13 protein-coding genes and 1 pseudogene are annotated in these 14,990 nt (G+C 57.6%); 9 read left to right on the top strand and 5 right to left on the bottom strand.

Annotated features, from left to right (window positions below; translation table 11 throughout):
- Window positions 1–2: 2 nt before the first annotated feature.
- The 4 genes and pseudogenes from tnpC to ACIQYF_RS14595 form a co-directional block, all read right to left on the bottom strand.
- A pseudogene (gene tnpC / locus ACIQYF_RS14610) lies at window positions 3–1,547 on the bottom strand (IS66 family transposase).
- Window positions 1,548–1,909: 362 nt separating this feature from the next.
- Window positions 1,910–2,236 carry a 4-methylmuconolactone methylisomerase gene (locus ACIQYF_RS14605; protein ID WP_402862839.1) on the bottom strand — a complete coding sequence of 109 codons (327 nt, stop codon included), beginning with the start codon at window positions 2,234–2,236 and terminating at the stop codon, window positions 1,910–1,912.
- Window positions 2,237–2,247: 11 nt separating this feature from the next.
- Entirely contained in the window at window positions 2,248–3,531 is a 1,284-nt protein-coding gene (locus ACIQYF_RS14600) for an MFS transporter (protein ID WP_402862836.1), read from the bottom strand.
- 103 nt (window positions 3,532–3,634) lie between these two features.
- The gene (locus ACIQYF_RS14595; RefSeq protein ID WP_402862833.1) at window positions 3,635–4,309 is read right to left on the bottom strand and encodes a TetR/AcrR family transcriptional regulator; all 675 of its coding nucleotides are present in this window, start codon (window positions 4,307–4,309) and stop codon (window positions 3,635–3,637) included.
- Between the two features lie 114 nt (window positions 4,310–4,423).
- Between ACIQYF_RS14595 and ACIQYF_RS14590 the strand changes: the two genes are divergently transcribed.
- From ACIQYF_RS14590 to ACIQYF_RS14580, 3 genes are read left to right on the top strand one after another with little or no spacing between them, the layout of a single operon-like run.
- The gene (locus ACIQYF_RS14590) at window positions 4,424–5,251 is read left to right on the top strand and encodes a MaoC family dehydratase N-terminal domain-containing protein (protein ID WP_402862830.1); all 828 of its coding nucleotides are present in this window, start codon (window positions 4,424–4,426) and stop codon (window positions 5,249–5,251) included.
- A gap of 27 nt (window positions 5,252–5,278) precedes the next feature.
- On the top strand, window positions 5,279–6,442 hold the full coding sequence (locus ACIQYF_RS14585; protein WP_402862827.1) for an acyl-CoA dehydrogenase family protein: 1,164 nt from the start codon (window positions 5,279–5,281) through the stop codon (window positions 6,440–6,442).
- Between the two features lie 11 nt (window positions 6,443–6,453).
- A complete protein-coding gene (locus ACIQYF_RS14580; RefSeq protein WP_402862824.1) occupies window positions 6,454–7,272 on the top strand; it encodes an HpcH/HpaI aldolase/citrate lyase family protein in 819 nt (272 codons plus the stop codon).
- 120 nt (window positions 7,273–7,392) lie between these two features.
- Here the strand turns inward: ACIQYF_RS14580 and ACIQYF_RS14575 are convergent, their stop codons facing one another.
- On the bottom strand, window positions 7,393–8,631 hold the full coding sequence (locus tag ACIQYF_RS14575) for an OprD family porin (protein ID WP_402862821.1): 1,239 nt from the start codon (window positions 8,629–8,631) through the stop codon (window positions 7,393–7,395).
- Between the two features lie 264 nt (window positions 8,632–8,895).
- On the opposite strand from ACIQYF_RS14575, the gene ACIQYF_RS14570 reads away from it, so the two are divergent.
- The 6 genes from ACIQYF_RS14570 (at window position 8,896) to ACIQYF_RS14545 (ending at window position 14,805) form a co-directional block, all read left to right on the top strand.
- Window positions 8,896–10,092, top strand: coding sequence for an acetyl-CoA C-acetyltransferase (locus tag ACIQYF_RS14570; RefSeq protein ID WP_402862818.1), 1,197 nt, complete (start codon window positions 8,896–8,898; stop codon window positions 10,090–10,092).
- Window positions 10,093–10,105: 13 nt separating this feature from the next.
- Window positions 10,106–10,966 (top strand): alpha/beta fold hydrolase, encoded by an 861-nt coding sequence (locus tag ACIQYF_RS14565; protein WP_402862815.1) that lies wholly within the window; start codon window positions 10,106–10,108, stop codon window positions 10,964–10,966.
- A gap of 34 nt (window positions 10,967–11,000) precedes the next feature.
- Window positions 11,001–11,891, top strand: a complete 891-nt coding sequence (locus ACIQYF_RS14560; RefSeq protein WP_402862812.1) for an MBL fold metallo-hydrolase — start codon at window positions 11,001–11,003, stop codon at window positions 11,889–11,891.
- A gap of 91 nt (window positions 11,892–11,982) precedes the next feature.
- Window positions 11,983–12,906: a LysR substrate-binding domain-containing protein gene (locus tag ACIQYF_RS14555; RefSeq protein ID WP_402862809.1), complete on the top strand. Its 924-nt coding sequence runs from the start codon at window positions 11,983–11,985 to the stop codon at window positions 12,904–12,906.
- 124 nt (window positions 12,907–13,030) lie between these two features.
- The gene (locus tag ACIQYF_RS14550) at window positions 13,031–14,083 is read left to right on the top strand and encodes a cyclase family protein (RefSeq protein ID WP_402862806.1); all 1,053 of its coding nucleotides are present in this window, start codon (window positions 13,031–13,033) and stop codon (window positions 14,081–14,083) included.
- Window positions 14,084–14,103: 20 nt separating this feature from the next.
- Window positions 14,104–14,805 carry an SDR family oxidoreductase gene (locus tag ACIQYF_RS14545; protein ID WP_402862803.1) on the top strand — a complete coding sequence of 234 codons (702 nt, stop codon included), beginning with the start codon at window positions 14,104–14,106 and terminating at the stop codon, window positions 14,803–14,805.
- The last annotated feature ends 185 nt before the right edge of the window (window positions 14,806–14,990 follow it).

Genomic DNA, 14,990 nt, shown 5'->3' with positions numbered 1-14,990 from the left:
GTCTAGCGCAGCATCTCTGGCGAGCAACTCCACGGCAGCAAGGTTTCATAATCTTCAACCGACGATGCCTGCGGCAGTCGCTCAAGTACGTGGCGTAGCCACGTATAGGGCTCGTAGCCGTTGACTTTGGCGGTCTCGACCAAGCTGTAGATCTTTGCGCTAGCAGTGGCGCCGTTGACGGTGTCACTGAACAGCCAAGCCTTACGTCCAATGACAAACGGCTTGATCGCTCTTTCGGCCGCGTTGTTGTCGATGGGCAAGTAACCCGCTTCGACATAGCGCTCCAGTCGGCTCCAGTTATTCGCCAAGTAATGTACCGCCCTGCCCAAGGCACTTTGCGGCGTCACTTGGGATTGGGTTTTATCCAGCCAGACTTTCAACTGACCCAAGATCGGCAGGCTCTTTTCTTGGCGAGCGATAAACCGCTGCTCATCATCGGCTTCCTTGAGTTCACGCTCGACTCCATACAGTTTGTTGATCATCGTCAGGGCAATATCTGCACGTCCTGTCTTGCCCTTGGGCTGCACTTTTTGCGCGTCCACGAACTTACGGCGTGCATGGGCCTTGCACGCCAGACGCTCCACACCTGACTGCAACGCCAACGCGTTATACCCAGCGTAATCATCTGTCATGACATAGCCCTGATAACTTTCCAGTAGACGCAGCGGGACTTCGTGCGCACGGCTGGACGTGTAATCAAATAGCACGACTTTTCGATCTGGCGGGCCGCTGGCTTGTACCCACATCCAAGATTGGCTAGTTGGATCTCGATCCGGTTCTTTCAATACTTGAACACGGGTTTCATCACAATGAATCACCGGACTTTCCAGCAGTCGTTCGCGCATCAAGTTCAGCAGCGGCTGGAAATGATCGCCGCACTGGATCACCCAGCGCGCCAAAGTTTGACGGGGGATTTCGATGCCGTGCCGACTCAGCACCGTTTCAAAGCGATGTAACGGCAATCCATCGACATACTTGGTGGTTAGCAACATTGCCAACACACTCGGGCTGGCCATACTTTTTTCGATCAACTGAGCCGGCTTGTCAGCAGTAACCGGCGCAACTTAACAACCACGGCAACCGTAAACCTTGCGGATATATTTTATGACCCGTATTTGCATCGGCACGATATCCAACTGCTCGCTGGTTTCTTCGCCGACAACATATTTGCGGCAACCGCAGTCACACGTCAGTTCGTGTTCGGGCAATTCATGGATAACTTCGATACGCGGTAGATCGGCCGACAAAGGCTTGCGTTTACCACGGCGAGGTGACGGAGCAACAGCTTCTTCATCAGGATCATCAACGAGCGGCATCGGCTCGCTTTCGGGCTCATTGAACAGCGCCAGTTGCGGGGTATTGGGCTCGACTGTTTGTTAAGACTTGCGTGCGAACAGACGATCGCGCAACAACTAGATTTGTTCTTTCAGATCGACGATGCGGGTCTGATAAGCCTGGGCTGTTTCCTCCTGGCGATTGAGTGCCTCAAGCAGCAGTTGCTTGAGTAAAACAGGATCATCAGGAAGGTCATCGGGAAGAGAAATCATGGCCCGGATTATACCGGGTCACGCCACGTAGCGCGGCGTCAAAACCTGATGAGGGCGGTTGCACCAGAGGTCGAAACCGTCGAGCAACCAGTTCAGCTCCTGAACACTCATGACAATCGCTTCGTCGCTGATATCAGGAACGCAACGTAATAACCCTGAGTCGATGACGCGCTGCTCAACCGCTGGTCTGGCTGCGGGACTATCCCTAGATGTAGACCCTAAAAAAGCTCCGCATCATTCGATACGAAGCATTTTCTTTGAGCGCTGCGCAGATTGTCACACGGTCTGCGAAGGGTCCATATTTCAGTAATTTTCAGAGTTCACTGGAGCTATGTATCTCTATTGGTTTTTTCATCTACTGACTACAAAACCACATCGCAAGTTACAAATGGTTTGAGCCCGCCAATAAACGTTTTGCCGTGTTCAAACCAAACCTTCCTTTTTTCGGCCGCCATGTAAAGTTCATAGTCGGCCTGATCGCGAAACCAACATTCCCCAATTGCATGCACTGGTGGCACCTCAAGGTAGGGTACGTGGGTGTCGCTTGGGTTCTCTGACACCAGCCTGACCTCATATTTGTGCAAGCCAGGGATACCCTCACTCATTTCAAAGTGACGCCTGCATTCCTGTTTGAAGACCGCATCGTTCATGGTTTGAGGCTTTGCCAGCAGATAGACGATTCTAATCATTTGAATTTCCTTCAAGTGCGTTGTCCGGACAACGGTTGTGGGGACGGACCGGCTCCGTTATCAACAATTTCAAGTTCATCAAGCCGTACCCCCTTGGTTTCGGGTAACAACAGCAGGGCAAATACCGCGATGGCGTAAGCAACAAGGCAAAACGCGCCAACAGACTGGGATAGACCGAATTTAGCAGCCAGTAACCCAACCCCCGTGACAGCCATGGCGCCCACCGATTTGCCGACGTTGTATGAAAACCCCATGCACGTGGTGCGGACCTGGGTCGGGAATAACTCGCTCAGGAAGGGGCCCAGCGCCGCAAACATACCGATCGCCAACGCGCCGACCAAAAAGCCCATGACGTGCGCTATCAGTGGGTTGAGCGGTACAAACATATAGGCAACGGTGACAATCCATGAGGCCAGCGACAGGATCATCAGCGTCGGCCGTCGGCCGAGGCGGTCTGACATGTAGGCGGTGGTAGCGAAGCCGCATAGACTGCCTAGCGCCATGATCAGAATCGTCAGGATAAGCGACCCGGATACAACACCGCGCTCGGCCATCATCGAAGGCGTCCAGACCAGAATCACGTAGCAGCCCGCCTGCAATCCGATCACCAACAAGCTGGCAAGCATACTGACCTTGATGTACTTGGAGGAAAACACGGTTCCGATAGAGGCTTTCTCCGTATCGAGCTTTTGCGATTGCTTGAACGCGTCCGAGTCCTTGACGTTGCGCCGAATGAAAATCACCACCAGCGCGGGCAGTACACCGACCCAGAACGCCAAACGCCAGGCGTACTCCGCGGGGAAATACGCCAGGATTCCGGTGACGACCAGCACCGCGCCGGCCCATCCCAAGGCGAAACCGGACTGCACGAAACCCAACGCCCTCCCTCGATTTTTCGGATTGATGACCTCGGCCATGAGCGCTACACCGATAGCCCATTCACCGCCGAAGCCCAAGCCTTGGAGAGTACGTGCGACCAGCAATTGCTCAAAGTTTTGAGAAAACCCCGCGACGACGCCAAAGAACGTAAACCAGCACACTGTGAAAATCAGGATGCGCACCCGCCCGAAGCGGTCGCTCAGGATGCCCGCGATCCATCCACCCAAGGCCGCAGACAGCAAGGCCGATGTCCCGACAATGCCCGCCTCGCCTTTGGTTAGCCCCCAAATCCCGATCAGCGTGGGCAGCAGGAAGCTGAACATCTGCATGTCATAGGAGTCCAGAGCCCAGCCGGCATAGCAGGCCCAAAAGGTTTTCTTCTCACGCGGGGTGCCGCTTTTATACCAGGAGAACATGGGCCGATCCTTATTGTTATGGGGGTGCATCCAGGGGGCCGAGCATGAACCAGCCGTGTCGATGTGCCCATTTGCGTTATTAAAAGCCGGCCTTTTGCTTTTGCTAAGAAGCCCGGATTGTAGATCCACCTGTACGCTGGCCCCTCGAATTGCTAAACGCCTGGGCAATAATCAGTTCGACCATGGCGTACACCATATCCAGGCGGGCGCTCACCGTAAGCCTTAACGCTGGCAGCCAGGCGGGGGCTTGATTGAGTAGCGTGACGATGCTTTTCGTGCAGGCGTGGCTGCACGCTGAAGGGCCAATAGCTGCACCGATGATCTGTTCATAACGCGCACGATGAACATCAGCCTGATCGAGCCAAGGCTCACTTAGATGACGCCACTCCCGCTCCAGCAGCTTAAAATGGCAGGGCATGCGGTCCTGTAGGCTCAAGTGCATCTCGATGATTTTACGCAGCCGCTTAGGGGCCTCGGTATTGCGCTGTATCTGCGTGGCCTTGGTCAGTAACAACTCCAGCAGCTCTTCAAACAACTCATAGAGCAACGCTTCCTTGCTCTCGATGTGGTTGTAGATCGAACCACAGTTGATCCCCAAGGCCGAGGCCAGCTCGCGCATTCCGACATTGCTGTAGCCCTTGCTGGCAAACAGCGAAAGCGCTTGCTGGCGTGTATTCAGAAAAATGTTTATAGCCGCCTGCTCCCACAAAAGCCTGGCAGCAGCATGATCGGCACGGTCGCCGGGAGCAATTTCAAAAAATGGAAGACGGCGTTGCACCCTGCCCGCCCTGCCTTAGGCAAAGCTTCACACTGACTTACGCAAAAGCAAATTCCCCGCCACTGCCCTCCCCTTCATTCTGTTTGCAACCGAAGCCAATAGGGGAAGCACAGCATGCAAGATATCGAACCGGGAAGGTGGGTCGGGCGAACACAGGTGCGCAATGACCAGTTCAGCCTCCCATTGGTGCGGCGCATCGCTGCGATGTTCAACGTCCCCGCGCCAACGGACGGCCAGGAGTTACCTTGGCTGTGGCACTGGTGCTTTTTTGATGACTGCGCCGAACAACGCCAGCTCGGACCTGACGGGCATCCGACGCTGGGCGAATTCATGCCGCCTGCGTATGGACGTAACCGCATGTGGGCAGGCAGCCGGGTCGAGTTCATCCATTCTCTGCGGATCGGTGCGTCCGCCCGCCGTAACACGACGATCAAGCGTATTGAAGAAAAAAAGGGCCGGACCGGATCCTTGCTGTTCGTCACGCTTGCTCATGATCTGTGGCAAGACGAGCAGCTGTGCATCAGCGAAGAGCAAGACATTGTTTACCGTGAACCGAACCCACCCAAGCTCAGTGCCGGTGAACCGCTTCCCGAAACGCAGTGGAGTGAAAACATCAGCCCCGACCCGCTGCTGCTGTTCCGGTACTCCGCCGTCACTTTCAATGCCCACCGCATCCATTTCGATTGGCCTTATGTCACCGGTACCGAAGGTTATCCCGGCCTGGTCGTCCATGGTCCGCTAACCGCCACCCTGAACCTGTCCGCTTTCGTACAGGCAAACCCATTGGCACGGGTCCGACAGTTTTCCTTTCGCGGCATTCGCCCTCTCATAGCGCCCGCCCCCTTCAAGGTCGGTGGACACCATACCCGTAGAGGTTTCGCCGACCTGTGGGCAGGTGATGAGACCGGTATCAGCCAACACGCAAGCGTCGAATTCGACTGAGTTTTGCATCACTCCATAGGACTTGAGATGAACCCCAATAACAACGAAGACTTCAATGCCATCCGCGAAGGCGTACGCGCCCTGTGCGCCGAATTTGATGCAGCTTACTGGCGCAAGGTCGATGAAGAAAAAGGCTTCCCGCAAGCCTTCGTCAAGGCCTTGACCGATGCCGGCTGGCTGTCGGCGATGATCCCCACCGAGTACGGCGGATCAGGTCTGGGCCTGGCAGAAGCTTCGATCATTCTCGAAGAAGTGAACGCTTGCGGTGGCAACTCCGGTACCGTCCACGGCCAGATGTACAACATGTTCACCCTGCTGCGCCACGGCAGTGAAGCGCAAAAACGCTATTACCTGCCCAAGCTCGCCGCCGGTGAATTGCGCCTGCAATCGATGGCCGTGACCGAGCCTAGCACCGGCACCGACACCACCAAGATCAAGACCACGGCGGTCAAGCAGGGTGACAAGTACGTTATCAATGGCCAAAAGGTCTGGATCTCGCGGGTGCAGCACTCGGACCTGATGATCCTGTTGGCACGCACCACACCGCTGGCCGAGGTCACGAAAAAATCCGAAGGCATGTCGATTTTCCTTGTCGACTTGCGCGAAGCCATCGGCAACGGGCTCACCGTGCAGCCCATCGCCAACATGGTCAACCATGAGACCAACGAGCTGTTCTTCGACAATCTGGAGCTGCCGCTGGACAGTTTGATCGGCGAAGAAGGCAAGGGCTTTCGCTATATCCTCGACGGGCTTAACGCCGAGCGTACGTTGATTGCCGCCGAATGCATTGGCGACGGTCGCTGGTTTATCGAGAAAGCCAGTGCCTATGCCCGCGACCGTGTGGTGTTCGGGCGCCCGATCGGGCAGAACCAGGGCGTGCAGTTCCCGATTGCCGAAGCCCATGTCGAGATTGAAGCGGCAGACCTAATGCGCTGGCGCGCCTGCGAGGAATACGACGGCGGCGAGAACGCCGGGGCCAGCGCCAACATGGCTAAATACCTGGCGGCCAAGGCCTCTTGGGAAGCGGCCAATGCCTGCCTGCAAACCCATGGCGGGTTTGGCTTCGCCTGCGAATACGACGTTGAGCGCAAATTTCGTGAAACACGTTTGTACCAGGTGGCGCCAATCTCAACCAACCTGATTCTATCCTACGTCGCCGAGCATCTGCTTGAACTGCCACGCAGCTTCTAAGGAGAGGAATTATGAATCACAAACTAATGCGCTCGGCGCTATTCGTGCCCGGCAACCGGCCCGAAAGGTTCGCCAAGGCGCGGGCCAGTGGCGCCGACGCCGTGATCGTCGATTTCGAGGACGCCGTGCAGGAGTCGGACAAAACACTGTCCCGGGATAATCTCGGCGCGTTTTTGCAAGCAACGCCGACCGCCCGCGTTTGGGTACGAATCAATATGGCGAGCCATGCTCAGCACGAAGCCGATCTGGCGTTCTGTGCAAGCCAATCCGGCGTGTGCGGCGTCATGCTGCCCAAGGCTGAAAGCGCAGAACAGGTCGCCCGGGCTGCCACTACTGGCCAGCCGGTTTTGCCTATTATCGAAAGCGCATTGGGGTTGCAGACGCTGGCCGCGATTTCTCGGGTTTCGGGTGTAGACCGGCTGACCTACGGTGGCCTGGACATGAGCCTGGACCTCGGCTTGATTGCAGGCACCGCTGGCGCTGAATGCATGCTCGATCAGGTTCGGTTCGCCCTGTTGCAGCACAGTCGTCTCGCTGGCTTGGCCCCACCGCTGGAGACCGTCTATGCGCGCATCGACGACCCCGTCGGTCTTGAGCACTTTGTCTTGAGCGCACACACCAAAGGGTTCGCAGGAATGCTGTGTATTCACCCGCGCCAAGTCGAGGTCGTGCATCGGGCATTGGCGCCAACCCTCACTCAGGTGGATTGGGCCCGTCGCGTGCTGGCGAGCGCAGATCAAGCAGGCGCCTTTCAACTCGATGGGCAAATGATCGACGCCCCGGTGATTCAACGTGCACGCAATATCCTGGAAGCGATCAATAACGACTGACGCCAAGCAATACCGTTAACGGACCACCGGGATTCCCGGTGGTCCGTTTTGCGATACGGCTAAAGGACCACCAGCCTCTGAGGGTCCTTTTTTGGTTTCAGCGGAGCGCGGTCAGCTCAGTTATTTGAACGCATAGGTGTACGACAGAATTACTCGGTTTTCGTCCAGGTCACCCAGTGCATCCGAGCGCACCATCGCGTTGCGCCAGCGCATTGCGAAGTCTTTCAGCGGGCCACTCTGGATGACGTAGCTCACGTCCAGATCGCGTTCCCACTCTTGGGCGTTGCTACCCGCCACTTCGAAACCGTCACCGCGCAGATAGCGCGCAAGAAAGGTCAGGCCAGGTACGCCAAAAGCGGCCATGTTCACGTCGTAGCGAGCTTGCCATGAACGCTCTTGGGCACGGGTGAAATCGAGAATCTGCACCACGTTTGCGACGTTCGGGTCTGCATCCTGCAAGAAGGGAAGCGCTGAATGGCCACGGTTGTCCTGGTAGCCGACCCGCCAGGTATGCCCACCCAGATTGGCCGACAACAGCAGTGACGTCAGCCCACTGTCGATCTTTCCTGCCCGCTGTGCTCCCACCTCAGAGGAATCGAAGTAACCCAGGTTACCACCCAACGTCCAGCGCCCAAGGGTCTGAGTAGCCAGCAGGCCGTAGTAGTTCTGCTGGTATACATTCTCCAGCTCCGCCCGCCAAAAGGAGGCAGTCAACTGCGGACTGAACGTATAGGCCGCACCGGCGTAATCGAAACGGTCACTGCTGGCCGAGTAGTTAGCCGTCCTCAGGTCATCGTGGTTACCACTGGAATTACGATAGTTGACGCTGCGAAATTGCCCGACATCAATCATCAGGTTATCAACGTCGGTGGACGTCAGGGCGACACCATTGAAAAGCGGTGGCAGCAGCCGCGCATCACTGGACAACACGACGGGAGACTTAGGCATCAAACCACCCACTTTAAGCTCAGTTTTCGACACTTTGGCCTTGAACACCCCCGACAGATCGCTGTACTCACCCGGCCCCGCGCTTCCAAATGCGTTAGGCAGCAAACCGGTGCCTGCGCGGCCGTCGGACGAATCCAGTTTGACCCCTAGCGCGGCATACAGGTCTACGCCGAAGCCTATCGGGCCTTCGGTGTAGCCAGATTTAGCGTTGAACATGAAACCTTGCGCCCACTCTTCTCGCATGGACTGGGGGGCATTGTCCTGGCGAAAGTCACGGTTGAAGTAAAAGTTGCGCAGACTGAGCGTGGTGCTGCTGTCGCCGAGAAAGTCAGCTTGGGCGATGCAAGGAAGGGCCAGGATTGGCGCAACACAGGTGAGCGCGCACGCATGCGCCAAGGGAAGCTTTTGCATGGGGGGTGGTTTCCGATAATTGTTTTTATTGGGTCGCCACAGCGTCGGACGCTCAGGGCGAAGCCAGCATGGGCAGCCCTTTACGGCTTGGGTATTGGATTTTGCTTAAGCGGCACTTGCGCCGAGGAAAACACCCCTACCAAAGGGTGGTGGTTAAGCAGCACGGAACGCTGCCTTTTGCTAAACGAAATTGTCTGTCAGACCCACCTCCGCCATCCTGGTTTGAACATGTCGCACACGCCCATAATAAAAGGTACCTGCGTGATGAAAGACGCTTTGATCGTGTCGCCGCTGAGAACGCCTATCGGCAAATTTGGTGGCGCACTCGCCTCACTGACTGCTGATCAGCTAGCGGCTACCGTTATTCGTACCCTGGTGAGCCGCCTGAACCTCGCCCCAGACTCTCTGGATGAAGTCATCGTTTCCCAGTCTTACGCCAACAGCGAGGCGCCCTGCATGGGCCGTTATGCCGCGCTGCTGGCCGACTTGCCCATCGAGGTGCCAGGTTACTCGCTGGACCGGCGCTGCGGTTCCGGTCTGCAAGCCATCGCCGATGCAGCGATGCGTATCCAGACAGGCCACGCCGAAGCGGTCATGGTCATCGGCGTCGAGAGCATGAGCAACATTGAGTACTACACCAACGACATGCGTTGGGGAGCGCGCGCCGGCAGTGTGAAAATGCACGACCGCCTGGAGCGAGGCCGTGAGCGCTCACAGCCCGAGGCGCGCTTTGGTCGTATTTCGGGCATGCCGGAGACCGCTGAAAACCTGGCCCACGATTACCGTATTTCCCGCGAAGAAGCTGACCGCTTCGCCGTTCGCAGCCACTTGAATGCAGCAACGGCATGGCGCGAAGGACGGTTTGCCGACGAGGTCATTGCCCTCGACGTACCACGCAAACGTGGCACAAGCGAACGCTTAAGTATGGACGAAGGCATCCGCGCCGATGCCAGCCTGGAAACCATGGCAAGCCTGCGCACACTGTTGCCCGGGGGGGTGTGCACCGCGGGCAACTCCAGCCAGCAAAGCGATGCTGCTGCCGGTTGCCTGGTGGTGTCCCGCGAATACGCAGTTAGGCATAACCTGCAACCGATCGCTCGGCTGGTGGACTGGTCATCGGCCGGATGTGATCCGGCACGCATGGGTATCGGCCCGGTGCCCGCCGTGGCCAAACTGCTTCAACGCACCGGTCTGAGCCTGGCCGACATGGGCCTGATAGAGGTTAACGAGGCCTTTGCCGCTCAGGCACTGGCGGTCTTGCGCGCCTGGGACCTTCAGGATATCCAGCGGGTCAATGTCAACGGCTCGGGCATTTCTTTAGGGCACCCAATCGGCGCGACCGGCCTGCGTATCATGACCACCCTGCTCCATGAAATGCGCCGACGCGATGTGCGTTATGGACTGGAAACCATGTGCATCGGCGGCGGCCAGGGTATGGCCGCGATTTTCGAGCGCGTCTGAGCGAGGCAGCGACATGAACTGGGTGAAAGTAAACAACCAGGCACTGCGCTTTGAACTGAGCCAAAATACCGGGCCGGCGCTGGTATTGATTCATGAAATGGGCGGCACCCTGGAAAGCTGGGACCAGGTTTGCACCCTCCTCCAAGGGAAGTTCCAGACACTGCGTTATGATGTGCGCGGCTCAGGACTTTCAGAAAAAATCGTCGGCGAAATCGATCTCGATGCACACATCCACGATCTCGCTGCATTGTTGGACAGGCTGCAGATCAACGGGCCCTTGGCATTGGTCGGGGTCGCGGTGGGCGCTGCCATTGCCATTCGTTTCGCGGCCCTTCATCCGCATCGGGTCAGCCACTTGATCGCACTGGCACCGGCCTGCGGCGTGGCGCCCACGGCCCGCGAGGCTACGCTGGCAAGCGCCAGCATGATTCGCCAAGAAGGATTGAAAACACTGATCCCGGCGCTGCTGGACAAGACCTGGCCCGTATCGTTGCGAACAGATGCCGCTGCATTCGAACGCTTCAACCTTCGCTGGCTGAGCGCAGACCCACATAGCTTCGCCGCTATCTTCGCGATGCTTGCGCGCATGGAGTTGGAGGCCGATCTGCCCCGCTTACCACTCCATACACTGCTGGTCGCAGGTGAATTTGATGGCTTGCGTCCACCTGCGGAAATCAATCGGCTCGCGGGTTTTGCCAGTCACATCGAAGCGCTGCAGGTTGCCTCGGGGCATTTCATGCCAGTACAGAGTCCGCGCTGGGTCGGGGCCCTGCTTGAACAATACATTCTCGAAGGCCGTACTGGCGCCGAGATTTACCGCGATTTCATGGCCAAACCTGAACATCGGGTCGCCGTCAGCGGGCACGCTTCCTAGCTGAACCTAATAAGAGAAAAGAGGAAAACACACCATGATGCAGTCACGCATGATCGGCGATATCAAAGTCACCCGAATCCTCGAATACGCAGGACCGACCCACGATCCCGCCTTCCTGTTCCCCTCGATCGATCGCAGCGTTCTCGAAGAGCACCAACAATTGATGGCACCCCATCATTGGGTACCACACATGGACAAATTGATCGTGACCATCCAGTTCTGGGTGGTCCACGCCGGTAGCAACATCATCGTGGTCGACACCGGTGTCGGAAACTTCAAGCCGCGTGCGGGCATCCCGCGGATGAACATGCTCAATACCCTGGTGCGCGAATGGATGACCGCTGCGGGTGCGGCGCCGGAAAAAGTAACCCATGTCGTAATGACGCACCTGCACGCCGATCACGTCGGCTGGAACACCACATGGCAGGACGGACGCTGGGTACCGACATTCCCCAACGCCTGTTACTACATTCCCAAGCAAGACTTCGACTTCTGCAAGGAAGGCAAGAACAAGGAGTCAGGCGTCATCGACGTGTTTGGCGATTCGTTCTTTGACAGCGTCATGCCAATCATCGAAGAAGGGCTTGGCGTGATGATGGAGGCGCCACAGGAAATCGCCGATTGCCTGGTGGTCGAGCCTGCGCCAGGACACAGCCCGGGGCAAGTGGCATTCCGCGTACGCTCTCGCGGTGACGAAGGTCTGTTCTGTGGCGACATCTTGCACAGCCCGATTCAGGTCGTTCGTCCAGACGTGAATTCCGGTTATTGCATCTGGGAAGACACTGCCCGCACTACGCGAATGGAATTCCTCAACCGCGCCGCTGATCGGGAAGCGCTGATCATGCCGGTGCACTTCGGCGAGCCACATTGCGGCTATATCCGGCGACAGGGCGATGGCTTTCTTTTTGAACCGGCGCAGTGGTAGACCGGCGATCCCGACACAGCCGCTCGTTTATGGACAGGCGATGGAGACTGCCATTACCTTGGGTGATCTCTGATCAAGAAGTTGAAGAATAATGGCGACCCATTTTGATATCACTGACTTCCGCCTGTTCATCAACATTGCGGAAACCAGCAGCCTGACTCGAGGCGCCGAGCGTTCATTTCTCTCGGTCCCCGCGACCAGCAATCGCATCAAAAACCTTGAAGACAACCTGGGCATGCGCCTGCTCGAACGCTCACCTCAGGGCGTGACACTGACCAACGCGGGCAAGACCTATCTGCAACATGCGCGAGTGATCCTCGCGCAGTTGGCATTGCTCACAGGTGACCTGCAGGAATATGCCATTGGCCTGAAGGGGCAGTTGAGGTTGCTGGCCAATACCACGGCGATCACCGAATACTTGCCGCCTGTCGTGGGCGAGTACCTGAAGTCCCATCCGGACGTGCATATCGACATGCGCGAGCGCCTCAGCGATGACATTGTGCGCAGTATTCGCGATGGCGGCGCCGACCTTGGAATCGTGTCCGGCAGCGTGGTCACCGATGGGCTGCAAAGCGTGCCCCTGGTGTCCAGCCGCCTGATGGTCATCGCCCCCCTTGGGCATCCCATACTGGCCAACAGCGAAGTGTTTTTCAAAGAAGCCCTGCAATACGCCTTCGTCTCGTTGCTCGAAGGCAGCGCGATCCACGTATTCCTCAGTCGGGCTGCCGCTGCGCTTCATACGCCGTTGACGATTCGCGTGCAGGTAGCGAGCTCGGATGCGATTTTTCGGATGGTTGAAGCCGGTGCCGGCATTGCCATTGTGCCCCAGGCCGGCTTCACCCGACTCAAGGGCCAACAAAACATCGGGTCGTGCGCACTGGTCGATCCTTGGGCAGTACGTACCTTCCAGCTGTGCGCACAAGATTTTGACGGCCTTTCATCGTTCGCCCGAGATTTCGCCAACAGCCTGGTCGAATGGTGCCACGCCTCGGACAATGCTGCCCCACCCGTCTGAACAGCGCTTGATGCCACGCGATAGAACACCACAGTGTGCCCGACTACGCGAGCCTGAGAGCAGGAGGCTCAATACCCATGGGCGGCTGACGGCCGCCTGCGTTTATAAGAAGAAGGAAGGCCCTATGACCTATCACCGTTGGAAACATCGTCCCGAAGGCTCGAATTGGGGGGATTTTGGCCCCGACGATCAGAAGGGACGACTCAACCTGCTCACCGCTGAAAAGGTTCAACAAGGCATCGCCGAAGTCTACGAAGGTCTGGCTTTCTGTTTGAGCCTGCCACTGGACTACCCGGGCGGCAATGCCATGAACGCCAATCGCCGGCCACCGATTCTGCGTCCCTTGCTGCGTAAAGGCGGAGTCAATATGAATTATCAGTACGACCGCATCCAGGCGGGCCGCCCCGACGTGCTGAGCGACGACCTGGCCATTCTGCATTTGCAGTATTCCACCCAGTGGGATGCCCTTTCTCACGTTGGCGCCCTGTTCGACGCCAACGGTGACGGAGTGGCTGAGCCCCTTTATTACAACGGCTATGCCGCGGGCATTGATGTCGTCGGCCCCAGTGATATCGCCGACTGCGGCGTTGAGGGTGAAATCTCTCCTCACAGCACCTCGTGCGCCCACGCCCTGGGCATCGAACGCATGGCCGAAACCTGCGTGCAAGGCCGTGGTGTGATGATCGACCTGCACCATCACTACGGCGATGCCCGTACCCATATTGGCTATGACGAATTGATGTACGTGCTCGAAGCCGATCAGGTGCAGGTCGATCCTGGCGATATTGTCTGCCTGCACACCGGCTACGCCGAAGCGGTGCTCGGAATGAACAAACAACCGGCCCCCCAGGTCCTGGACTCGCTGGGAGCGGTACTCGACGGTAATGACCAGCGTCTGCTGCAATGGATCACTGACAGCGGATTGGTCGCTATCGCTGCCGACAATTACTCGGTGGAAATTTTCCCCAACGGGCATGGCGATGGCTGTTGCTCCGTCATGCCGTTGCATCACCACTGCCTGTTCAAGCTGGGTATTCACCTGGGCGAACTGTGGCACCTCACGCCTCTGGCCAAATGGTTACGCGCCCACCAGCGCAATCGTTTTCTGCTGACTGCCCCACCCTTGCGCCTACCGGGAGCCGTGGGTGCACCGTTGAATCCTGTCGCAACCGTCTAAAGCCACTCAAGGAACACACGATGTCCAGAGAACGAGTACTGATTACTGGCGGCGCCTCTGGTATTGGCGCAGCGATTGTTCAGCGTTGTATTGAAGACGGCTTCGAACCGGTGATTATCGATCGTATAAGAGAGGGCATTCTTACTGACCTCAGCAATGTCAAAGCCACCGCACAGGCGCTTGAACAAGCGCTGGCCGGCGGGCCTATCACCCGACTGGTCAACAACGTCGGCATGGTCTGCCCCAACAGTGCGCAAGAACAAAGCCTCGAGGAGTTGGAGCAGGTCTGGGCGCTCAACCTGCGCCGCTCGCTGCAGTGCATGCAAGCCCTGTTGCCCGGCATGAAAGAGGCTGGCTTCGGGCGCATCCTCAATATGTCTTCACGCGCGGCCTTGGGCAAGGAGCTACGCAGCGCCTATGCCGCCACCAAGGCGGGATTGTTGGGTATGACCCGGGTCTGGTCGCTGGAGTTGGGCCGCTTTGGTATCACGGCCAACGCTATCGGCCCTGGCCCGATCCGGACTGAATTGTTCGAGCGCGCCAACCCGCCAGACAGCCCTCGCACGCAGGCCATCATCGATTCGATTCCCGTCAAGCGATTGGGCATGCCGGACGATATCGCCCAGGCTACCGCGTTCCTTCTAGACGCTCGAAGTGGCTTCGTCACCGGACAAGTGCTGTACGTCTGCGGAGGAATGACGGTCGGTGTGGCCGGTGTTTAAAGCCCTCGTCGAATGGCTGTTAATCACCGGTTAATCAAGCCTTCCGAAGACCGAAATTGTGACTACCGGCTGCGTTGGGCAAGCTGATCAAACCAGGAAGGCGAAGCGTGCGGGCCACGCACCCGACGCTTTGTCAGCCTGTATCCCGCCGTTATCCCGACGCTGGACGATAACGGTGGAAGATC

The organism is Pseudomonas sp. NPDC096917, assembly GCF_044762555.1.
Classification (GTDB): Bacteria; Pseudomonadota; Gammaproteobacteria; order Pseudomonadales; family Pseudomonadaceae; genus Aquipseudomonas.
This window is presented reverse-complemented; position numbering and strand designations above follow the sequence as displayed.

What these genes read in the sequence shown, in the direction of transcription:
- ACIQYF_RS14580 (WP_402862824.1), top strand. Translation starts at nt 6,454, where the DNA reads ATGAATCACAAACTAATGCGCTCGGCGCTATTCGTGCCCGGCAACCGG.
- ACIQYF_RS14545 (WP_402862803.1), top strand. Translation starts at nt 14,104, where the DNA reads ATGTCCAGAGAACGAGTACTGATTACTGGCGGCGCCTCTGGTATTGGC.
- ACIQYF_RS14555 (WP_402862809.1), top strand. Translation starts at nt 11,983, where the DNA reads ATGGCGACCCATTTTGATATCACTGACTTCCGCCTGTTCATCAACATT.
- ACIQYF_RS14600 (WP_402862836.1), bottom strand. Translation starts at nt 3,531, where the DNA reads ATGTTCTCCTGGTATAAAAGCGGCACCCCGCGTGAGAAGAAAACCTTT.
- ACIQYF_RS14575 (WP_402862821.1), bottom strand. Translation starts at nt 8,631, where the DNA reads ATGCAAAAGCTTCCCTTGGCGCATGCGTGCGCGCTCACCTGTGTTGCG.
- ACIQYF_RS14590 (WP_402862830.1), top strand. Translation starts at nt 4,424, where the DNA reads ATGCAAGATATCGAACCGGGAAGGTGGGTCGGGCGAACACAGGTGCGC.
- ACIQYF_RS14565 (WP_402862815.1), top strand. Translation starts at nt 10,106, where the DNA reads ATGAACTGGGTGAAAGTAAACAACCAGGCACTGCGCTTTGAACTGAGC.
- ACIQYF_RS14560 (WP_402862812.1), top strand. Translation starts at nt 11,001, where the DNA reads ATGATGCAGTCACGCATGATCGGCGATATCAAAGTCACCCGAATCCTC.
- ACIQYF_RS14570 (WP_402862818.1), top strand. Translation starts at nt 8,896, where the DNA reads ATGAAAGACGCTTTGATCGTGTCGCCGCTGAGAACGCCTATCGGCAAA.
- ACIQYF_RS14550 (WP_402862806.1), top strand. Translation starts at nt 13,031, where the DNA reads ATGACCTATCACCGTTGGAAACATCGTCCCGAAGGCTCGAATTGGGGG.
- ACIQYF_RS14605 (WP_402862839.1), bottom strand. Translation starts at nt 2,236, where the DNA reads ATGATTAGAATCGTCTATCTGCTGGCAAAGCCTCAAACCATGAACGAT.
- ACIQYF_RS14585 (WP_402862827.1), top strand. Translation starts at nt 5,279, where the DNA reads ATGAACCCCAATAACAACGAAGACTTCAATGCCATCCGCGAAGGCGTA.